The sequence below is a fragment of the Sulfitobacter sp. genome (assembly GCF_041552635.1).
GTDB lineage: Bacteria > Pseudomonadota > Alphaproteobacteria > Rhodobacterales > Rhodobacteraceae > Sulfitobacter.
This window is the reverse complement of the sequence record NZ_JBFEKM010000035.1, coordinates 20240-27110: the sequence shown is the minus strand read 5'-3', so window position 1 is coordinate 27110 and position 6871 is coordinate 20240. Positions and strand designations below refer to the sequence as shown.

Genomic DNA, 6871 nt, shown 5'->3' with positions numbered 1-6871 from the left:
GGTCTGGGCGCAGGGCCTGATCTGCGGCCTGACATTGTTGATCTACGCGCTACCGGGCTGGCGGTTCTTCAAAATCGGTATCTCCCGTCTGAAAATCCTGTGGCCTTTCATCGTGCTGATTCTGATATGGCACGTCTTGACTGCTGATCTGATCAACGGAGCGGTGATCGTTTTGCGCATGGTGACCGCTGTCGGGCTGGCCAACCTGGTCACGATGACCACAAAGCTGTCGCAGATGGTGGCGGTGGTGATGTGGGCGACGACGCCCTTGCGCCTGATCGGCATCAACACACGCGGCATCGAATTGGGCATTGCGCTGGTTGTCCGCTTTACGCCGGTGCTGGTGCAAAAGGGCCAGATGCTGGCATTGTCGTGGCGTGCCCGGTCCGTCAAACGGCAGGGCTGGCGGATTGTGGTTCCCTTTGCGGTGCTGGCAATTGACGATGCCGAACACGTCGCCGAAGCGCTGCGCGCCCGTGGCGGTCTTTGACGCGATCCTGACATCTATCAGTTCGGGCTGTACGCCACGTGATTGCGGCCTATGTTGATCCCAACCGAACAGACCAAAGGGAGCTTTTGAACCATGTCCGATACAATGCGCGCAATCGAGATCACCAAGGCCGGCGGGCCCGAAGTCTTGCAACCTACACAGCGGCCCATGCCCACACCAGCCCACGGCCAAGTGGTCATCAAGGTCGCCTATGCAGGCGTCAACCGACCCGATGCGTTGCAGCGCGCGGGCATGTATGCACCGCCCCCCACCGCCAGCGACCTGCCCGGGCTTGAGGCTTCTGGCGAAATCCACGCGATTGGCGACGGCGTGTCGGGCCTGTCTGTTGGCGACAAGGTCTGCGCCCTGCTGCCCGGCGGCGGTTATGCCGAATATGTGGCGACGCCTGCGGCCCATTGTCTGCCCGTGCCCAAAGGCATGGGGATGAAGGAAGCGGCATGTCTGCCCGAGACCTTCTTTACCGTGTGGTCCAATGTGTTCATGCGCGGCGGGCTGAAAGCAGGGGAACGTTTTCTGGTGCATGGCGGGTCGTCGGGTATCGGTACGACAGCGATCCAGCTGGCCCGCGAATTCGGGGCACGCGTCTTTGCGACGGCGGGCACCGACAGCAAATGTGCAGCCTGTGCCGAGCTGGGGGCCGAAGCCGCGATCAACTATCGTGACACCGATTTCGTCGATGTGCTTAAGGCCGAGGGCGGTGCTGACCTGATCCTTGATATGGTCGGGGGTGATTATATCCCGCGCAACCTGCAAGCGCTGGCCGAAGACGGGCGTCTGGTGCAAATCGCGTTCCTGACGGGGCCAAAGGTCGAGGTAAACTTTGCCACGCTGATGACGCGCCGCCTGACCATGACGGGCAGCACCCTGCGCCCGCAAAGCGATCTGGCCAAGGCCCGCATCGCAGATCAGCTGCGCGAACACGTCTGGCCGCTGCTGGATGCCGGTAAAATCGCGCCCGTCATGGACAGCGAATACGACTTCGATCAGGCAAGCGAAGCCCATGCGCGGATGGAAACCAGCGGCCATATCGGCAAAATCGTTCTCAAAGTTAATGGATAAGGCTTAGGTATATGGCACTGACAGCAATCATCGAGGCCCATGGCGGGCCAGAGCAGTTCAAACTTGTCGATCTCCCCATAGGCGAGCCGGGCAAAGGTGAAATCCGCATCGCCCAAAAGGCAGTCGGGCTGAACTTCATCGACGTCTACCAGCGCACCGGGCTCTATCCGATGCAACTTCCCCACGCGATGGGGATGGAGGCCGCAGGCATCATCGAAGCCGTCGGCGAAGGGGTTACGCAGCTCAAGGTCGGTGACCGTGCCGCCTATGCCGCGCAACCACCTGGTGCCTATGCCGAAGCGCGGGTTATGCCTGCCGCGCAGGTTTGCCCCTTGCCTGATGGTATCTCCTTCGAAGAAGGGGCTGCCATGATGCTCAAAGGGCTGACGGTCGAATACCTGTTCCACCGCACAACGCCGCTGAAACGTGGTGATACGGTCCTGTTTCACGCGGCGGCTGGCGGTGTTGGTCTGATCGCATGCCAATGGGCGCGGTCCGAAGGCATCACTTTGATCGGCACAGCGGGAACAGATGAAAAGTGCCAGCTGGCGCTGGATCACGGGGCGGCCCATTGTATCAACTATCGGAACGGAGACTGGGCCGCGCGTGTTCAGGAACTGACCGATGGCAAAGGTGTGGACGCGGTCATGGATGCGGTTGGCGCAGATACGTTTGAGGGGTCTTTGAACAGCCTCAAACCGCTTGGTATGATGATTTCCTTTGGCAACGCGTCGGGCCCGGTGCCGCCCTTCAATCTGGGCATTCTGGGTCCCAAAGGGTCTTTGAAAATCACCCGACCAACGATCTTCACCCATATCGGGGACCACGCAACCTGTCAGGAAATGGCAAAACATCTGTGCGACAAGGTATTGGCTGGAGATGTAAAGATAAACATTGGCCAGCGGTTCGCGTTAAAAGATGTAGCAAAGGCGCATGAAGCTCTCGAAGCGCGCCAGACAACAGGCAGCACTGTCCTTGAAATAAGCTAAGCGACGCTTATGCGCCGCTGCCTCCGGCGGGGATATTTAGAAAGCCAGAGAAAGGTGGAGCGCCTTGATTCTCTGGCTCTTAAATATCCTCGCCGAAGGCTATCGCCTGCAGGGCGATTTTGCTACCTGATTGGCGTGAGCAATGCATCGTTCATAGTGCAGTCTTTGATTGCATCACGGCCGCATGGAACGGGTGTCAGGTCTTTCGACAGGCAGATCCGTACATCCTGAATAAAGCCGCTTTTGCACGTGACGGTGATGCCACCGCGTTCCATATCCGGGTTTGCTTTTACAAAAGCATCTTCAACGACTGATGCTGGTAATCTGATATCTTCTTTGACTTTGCGAAAGACCGGCGGGCGCACCACAGCCTCATACGCCGCGCGCGATATGGCATAGTAGCTTTGAGCTGATAGTCCAGTGCAACTGCCGTGCTTTTTCCATTGGTGCCACGCAAGTCCGGAGGTGCCCATGATATCAGCCATCGTGGCCGTCATCCCGCGTGACGGTGCGCGTTCGGGGGAATGGCAATAGGATGGAAACCCGCGATGAAACTGTGGCCAAAGCCCATGCATTATCCAGCCGTGATCCTCGGTCTGGTCGCATTGGGGGGACTGCCGTGCGTCGCCTTCAAGGGCGCACCAATTTGGCGACCAGCTGAGAGCCAACACGTAATAGTCAAACTCTCCTGTGGTTTCCCCGGTCGCCCCGGCCTTTTGGGGCAGGGCATGGCACGCCAACAGGAGGCATAAAAACAGCAAGCGCATTGAGGTCTTTCCTTATTTGCCAAGCCTTAGTATAAGACATCCAAGTTCCCCCACAATGGAAACCGTTCTGCCCCCGGCAGGACAGCCAGTTTCAGGCGACGGGGAAGGTGCGTTTTAAGGAGAGACCGACATGGCAAAACCAATTATGGCCCGCGCCACTGCCGTATGGCTGGTGGACAATACGACCCTCAGCTTTAAACAGATCGCGGATTTCGTTGAGATGCACGAGCTTGAAGTCCAGGGCATTGCGGATGGCGATGTGGCGCAGGGCGTCAAGGGGTTTGACCCGGTCGCCAACAACCAGCTGACCGAAGAAGAGATCGAGAAAGCCCAAGCCAACCCTCTGCACAAGTTGAAACTGAAATTCAACGCAGCAGCGCAAGGCGAAGAAAAACGCCGTGGCCCGCGCTATACGCCGCTGTCCAAGCGTCAGGACCGGCCCGCGTCGATCTATTGGTTGGTCAAGTTCCACCCCGAATTGTCCGACGGTCAGATCAGCAAGCTTGTCGGCACGACCAAGCCCACCATTCAGGCGATCCGCGAGCGGACGCATTGGAACATTGCCAACATCCAGCCGATCGACCCCGTTGCCCTTGGCCTTTGCAAGCAGTCCGAACTGGACGCGGCCGTGCAAAAAGCGGCTGCAAAGAAGGCGGCCGAAGGCGGACTGATGAGCGACGACGAGCGTCGCCGTCTGGTCAGCACAGAGCAATCCTTGGGTATGGATACAGAGCCCAAGATCCCGACCGCCATCGAAGAGCTTGAGACATTCACGCTTTCGGGCAATCCTGCGGATGATGATGATCGCGACCGTGGCGATTATTCTGATGCAGACAGTTTCTTTAAGCTGCCCGAAAACGGCGCAGATGATGAAGACGAAGACGACGATAAGTAATATCTGATGTTGTTTTGATTATTTTCGGAACAATCTGGATCAAACGTTCGTTATATTTGGGGTAAAGGTCTGCGGTCCTTTGCCCCATTTTTTTTCGAAAGGACCGATAATGAGCCTGATTTTGAAATCTATTTTCTGGCTCATGGTCGGTATCTTGTTTTTATCAAGTGTGCTGCCGCTCAGTAAAATCCCACATGGTGCGGTACGCGGCCTTGCCTTCCCCCGAGAACAGTTCTTCGTAATCACCTTGGTGATGTTTGTCCTTGGTATTGTCTTTCTCGATTCCCAACCCAGAATGTATGCACTGATCACGCTGACTGTCGTCGCTGGGATTCATTTGGCTTATGTCGTCAAATTTACCCCCTTATGGGCCCAGCAATCGGTTGATGCCTCGCAAGCCGAGCTTGCCGATAAAGACAGCCATGTGACCATTCTTGCGTCCAACGTAAAGCAGTCCAACCGTGATTTCGGGGCGCTGATTGACTTGATCAAAGCGGAAAAACCCGAAATCGCAACCGCGCTGGAGGTTGATCAGGAGTGGACGGACGAGCTGCACGCCGCGCTCAAGGATGACTACGCCCACTGGGTGACGGTTCCGAAAGACAATTCCTATGGCATGGTACTGATGTCAAAGCTGCCTTTGAGCGAGACACAAGTTCGCGAATTGCTGGTCGAAGACGTGCCATCCATCAGAACAACTGTGCGCAACGCTGACGGGCAGGAATGGCGGCTGTACATTGTGCACCCCGAACCCCCCGTTCCCAACCACGACACCAAGGGTCGCGATGGTGAAATCGCCATGATCGGGATCGAGGCCAGCAAGGATGATATGCCAGCGATCGTTACGGGCGATCTGAACGATGTGGCATGGTCCACGACCACGCGTCGCTTTCAGCGCCTGTCGGGGTTGCTTGACCCGCGTGTGGGGCGTGGTTTTTACAATACATTCCATGCAGGCATTCCGATCATGCGCTGGCCGCTGGATCACCTATTTCATGACGCGGAATTTCGGTTGATCCGCCTGTCGCGTCTGCGCAATATCGGTTCCGACCATTTTCCGATCATGTTTTCGCTTGCGTTGACCCGGACAGAGAAGGCGATCACCACGCCTGAACCCAGTGGTGCCGAGGAACGGGACGAGGTTAGGGAATTGGTTCAGGACGAAAAAGAAAAAGACCGCGAAGCCATTGGAACAGATTGGGAGAAATAGAAAAGTTCCTTGCCAACACAGCCAAGAGACAGCCGTTTTAACAGCCGCAAAATAAAATAAAGCGGCTTGGATTTTTGCCACTTGCAAGAATCTGAAAACAGCGTAAATGCGCCTCTACAGACGCCAACGCACGCGCCTCTGGCCGGTCAGCCCTTGTACTGATTGACCCGCGTTTATGCAGCGACGGTAACGTCTCTTGAAACGACAGGTTTGGGCGATCCTGCCCACCCATGCTCTTTGGAGATGACATATGACCGCTCTTGAATCTGGCGCTGCACTTGCGCCTGCACCAACCAATTTTGACGAAGCCGCAGAATACATCTGGAACAACAGCTTTGATAAGCCGACACTTGTGGTCAGCCGCGAGCGTGTTGGCGTTCAGTATGATGCGCTGAATGCCGGATTGGGTGACGCGCATATTCACTATGCGGTCAAGGCCAACCCCGCGCCCGAGATCATCCGCCTTTTGGTGGAACGTGGGTCCGGCTTTGATGCCGCATCGCGCCAAGAGATCGAGCTGTGCCTGTCCCAAGGGGCCGACCCCAAGAATATTTCCTTTGGCAACACCATCAAACGCGGTGTTGATATCGCGTTCGCCCATTCGATTGGCGTGACCCTGTTTGCCGCTGACTGTGAAGCAGAGCTTGATAAAATCGCAACAAACGCCCCCGGTGCGCGGGTTTATATTCGTCTGATCGTCGAAAATTCGCTGGCCGATTGGCCGCTGACCCGCAAGTTCGGGTGCGCCGATACGCTGCTGCCATCCTTGCTGGATTATGCGAAATCCCTTGGCCTCGTGCCGTACGGCCTGTCGTTTCACGTCGGGTCGCAAACGCGCAAAGCGGAATACTGGAACCCGGTGCTGGATCAGGTGGCCCCGTTGTGGCACGCCGCCAAAGCCGCGGGTCACGATTTGCAGCTGCTTAACATCGGTGGCGGTTTTCCCGCGTATCACGGTGACGTTGTGGATGCGCCGCGCGGCTATGCCGCCGCCGTGATGGCCGCCGTCAAGGAACGCTTTGGCGAGATCGCATATATCATGGCAGAACCGGGCCGCGGCATGGTCGCCGAAGCAGGCCATATCGCTGCCGAAGTCCTCTTGGTATCACGTAAATCCGCTGTCGCCGAACGTCGCTGGGTGTACTTGGATATTGGCCGTTTTTCCGGTCTTGCCGAAACCGAAGGCGAAGCGATCCGCTATGAATTCGTAACCGCACATGATGGCGGGCCGGTCGGCCCTTGCGTGATGGCGGGACCATCTTGCGATTCTGCGGATATCCTGTATGAAAAGAATCCGGTCGACCTGCCGCTCGCTCTGCGGGATGGTGACAAGATCATGATTAAGAATTGTGGTGCCTACACGAGCTCTTACAGCTCTGTCGGCTTCAACGGATTTCCGCCGCTTGATGTGCTGGTTCTGTAAAGAACTGGAAACGTCGC

General features: G+C 56.9%; 7 protein-coding genes. 6 read left to right on the top strand and 1 reads right to left on the bottom strand.

Features of this window, described 5'->3' with window-relative positions; all coding sequences use genetic code 11:
- The 3 genes from ABYT07_RS06125 to ABYT07_RS06115 all read left to right on the top strand — a co-directional run.
- A partial coding sequence (locus tag ABYT07_RS06125; RefSeq protein ID WP_372990152.1) for an energy-coupling factor transporter transmembrane protein EcfT occupies positions 1 to 490 on the top strand: 490 nt, incomplete at its 5' end.
- A gap of 93 nt (positions 491 to 583) precedes the next feature.
- Positions 584 to 1570, top strand: a complete 987-nt coding sequence (locus tag ABYT07_RS06120) for an NAD(P)H-quinone oxidoreductase (RefSeq protein ID WP_372990151.1) — start codon at positions 584 to 586, stop codon at positions 1568 to 1570.
- Positions 1571 to 1581: 11 nt separating this feature from the next.
- Positions 1582 to 2559 carry a quinone oxidoreductase gene (locus tag ABYT07_RS06115; RefSeq protein ID WP_372990150.1) on the top strand — a complete coding sequence of 326 codons (978 nt, stop codon included), beginning with the start codon at positions 1582 to 1584 and terminating at the stop codon, positions 2557 to 2559.
- Between the two features lie 122 nt (positions 2560 to 2681).
- On the opposite strand, the gene ABYT07_RS06110 is transcribed toward ABYT07_RS06115, so the two are convergent.
- A complete protein-coding gene (locus ABYT07_RS06110; protein WP_372990149.1) occupies positions 2682 to 3326 on the bottom strand; it encodes a ribonuclease T in 645 nt (214 codons plus the stop codon).
- Between the two features lie 130 nt (positions 3327 to 3456).
- Between ABYT07_RS06110 and ABYT07_RS06105 the strand changes: the two genes are divergently transcribed.
- The 3 genes from ABYT07_RS06105 to ABYT07_RS06095 all read left to right on the top strand — a co-directional run bounded on the left by ABYT07_RS06105 (position 3457) and on the right by ABYT07_RS06095 (position 6854).
- Positions 3457 to 4221 carry a DUF1013 domain-containing protein gene (locus ABYT07_RS06105; RefSeq protein ID WP_372990148.1) on the top strand — a complete coding sequence of 255 codons (765 nt, stop codon included), beginning with the start codon at positions 3457 to 3459 and terminating at the stop codon, positions 4219 to 4221.
- Positions 4222 to 4330: 109 nt separating this feature from the next.
- Entirely contained in the window at positions 4331 to 5431 is a 1101-nt protein-coding gene (locus tag ABYT07_RS06100; protein WP_372990147.1) for an endonuclease/exonuclease/phosphatase family protein, read from the top strand.
- Positions 5432 to 5681: 250 nt separating this feature from the next.
- Positions 5682 to 6854 (top strand): type III PLP-dependent enzyme, encoded by a 1173-nt coding sequence (locus ABYT07_RS06095; RefSeq protein WP_372990146.1) that lies wholly within the window; start codon positions 5682 to 5684, stop codon positions 6852 to 6854.
- Positions 6855 to 6871: the final 17 nt, after the last annotated feature.

What these genes read in the sequence shown, in the direction of transcription:
- ABYT07_RS06120 (WP_372990151.1), top strand. Translation starts at nt 584, where the DNA reads ATGTCCGATACAATGCGCGCAATCGAGATCACCAAGGCCGGCGGGCCC.
- ABYT07_RS06105 (WP_372990148.1), top strand. Translation starts at nt 3,457, where the DNA reads ATGGCAAAACCAATTATGGCCCGCGCCACTGCCGTATGGCTGGTGGAC.
- ABYT07_RS06100 (WP_372990147.1), top strand. Translation starts at nt 4,331, where the DNA reads ATGAGCCTGATTTTGAAATCTATTTTCTGGCTCATGGTCGGTATCTTG.
- ABYT07_RS06110 (WP_372990149.1), bottom strand. Translation starts at nt 3,326, where the DNA reads ATGCGCTTGCTGTTTTTATGCCTCCTGTTGGCGTGCCATGCCCTGCCC.
- ABYT07_RS06115 (WP_372990150.1), top strand. Translation starts at nt 1,582, where the DNA reads ATGGCACTGACAGCAATCATCGAGGCCCATGGCGGGCCAGAGCAGTTC.
- ABYT07_RS06095 (WP_372990146.1), top strand. Translation starts at nt 5,682, where the DNA reads ATGACCGCTCTTGAATCTGGCGCTGCACTTGCGCCTGCACCAACCAAT.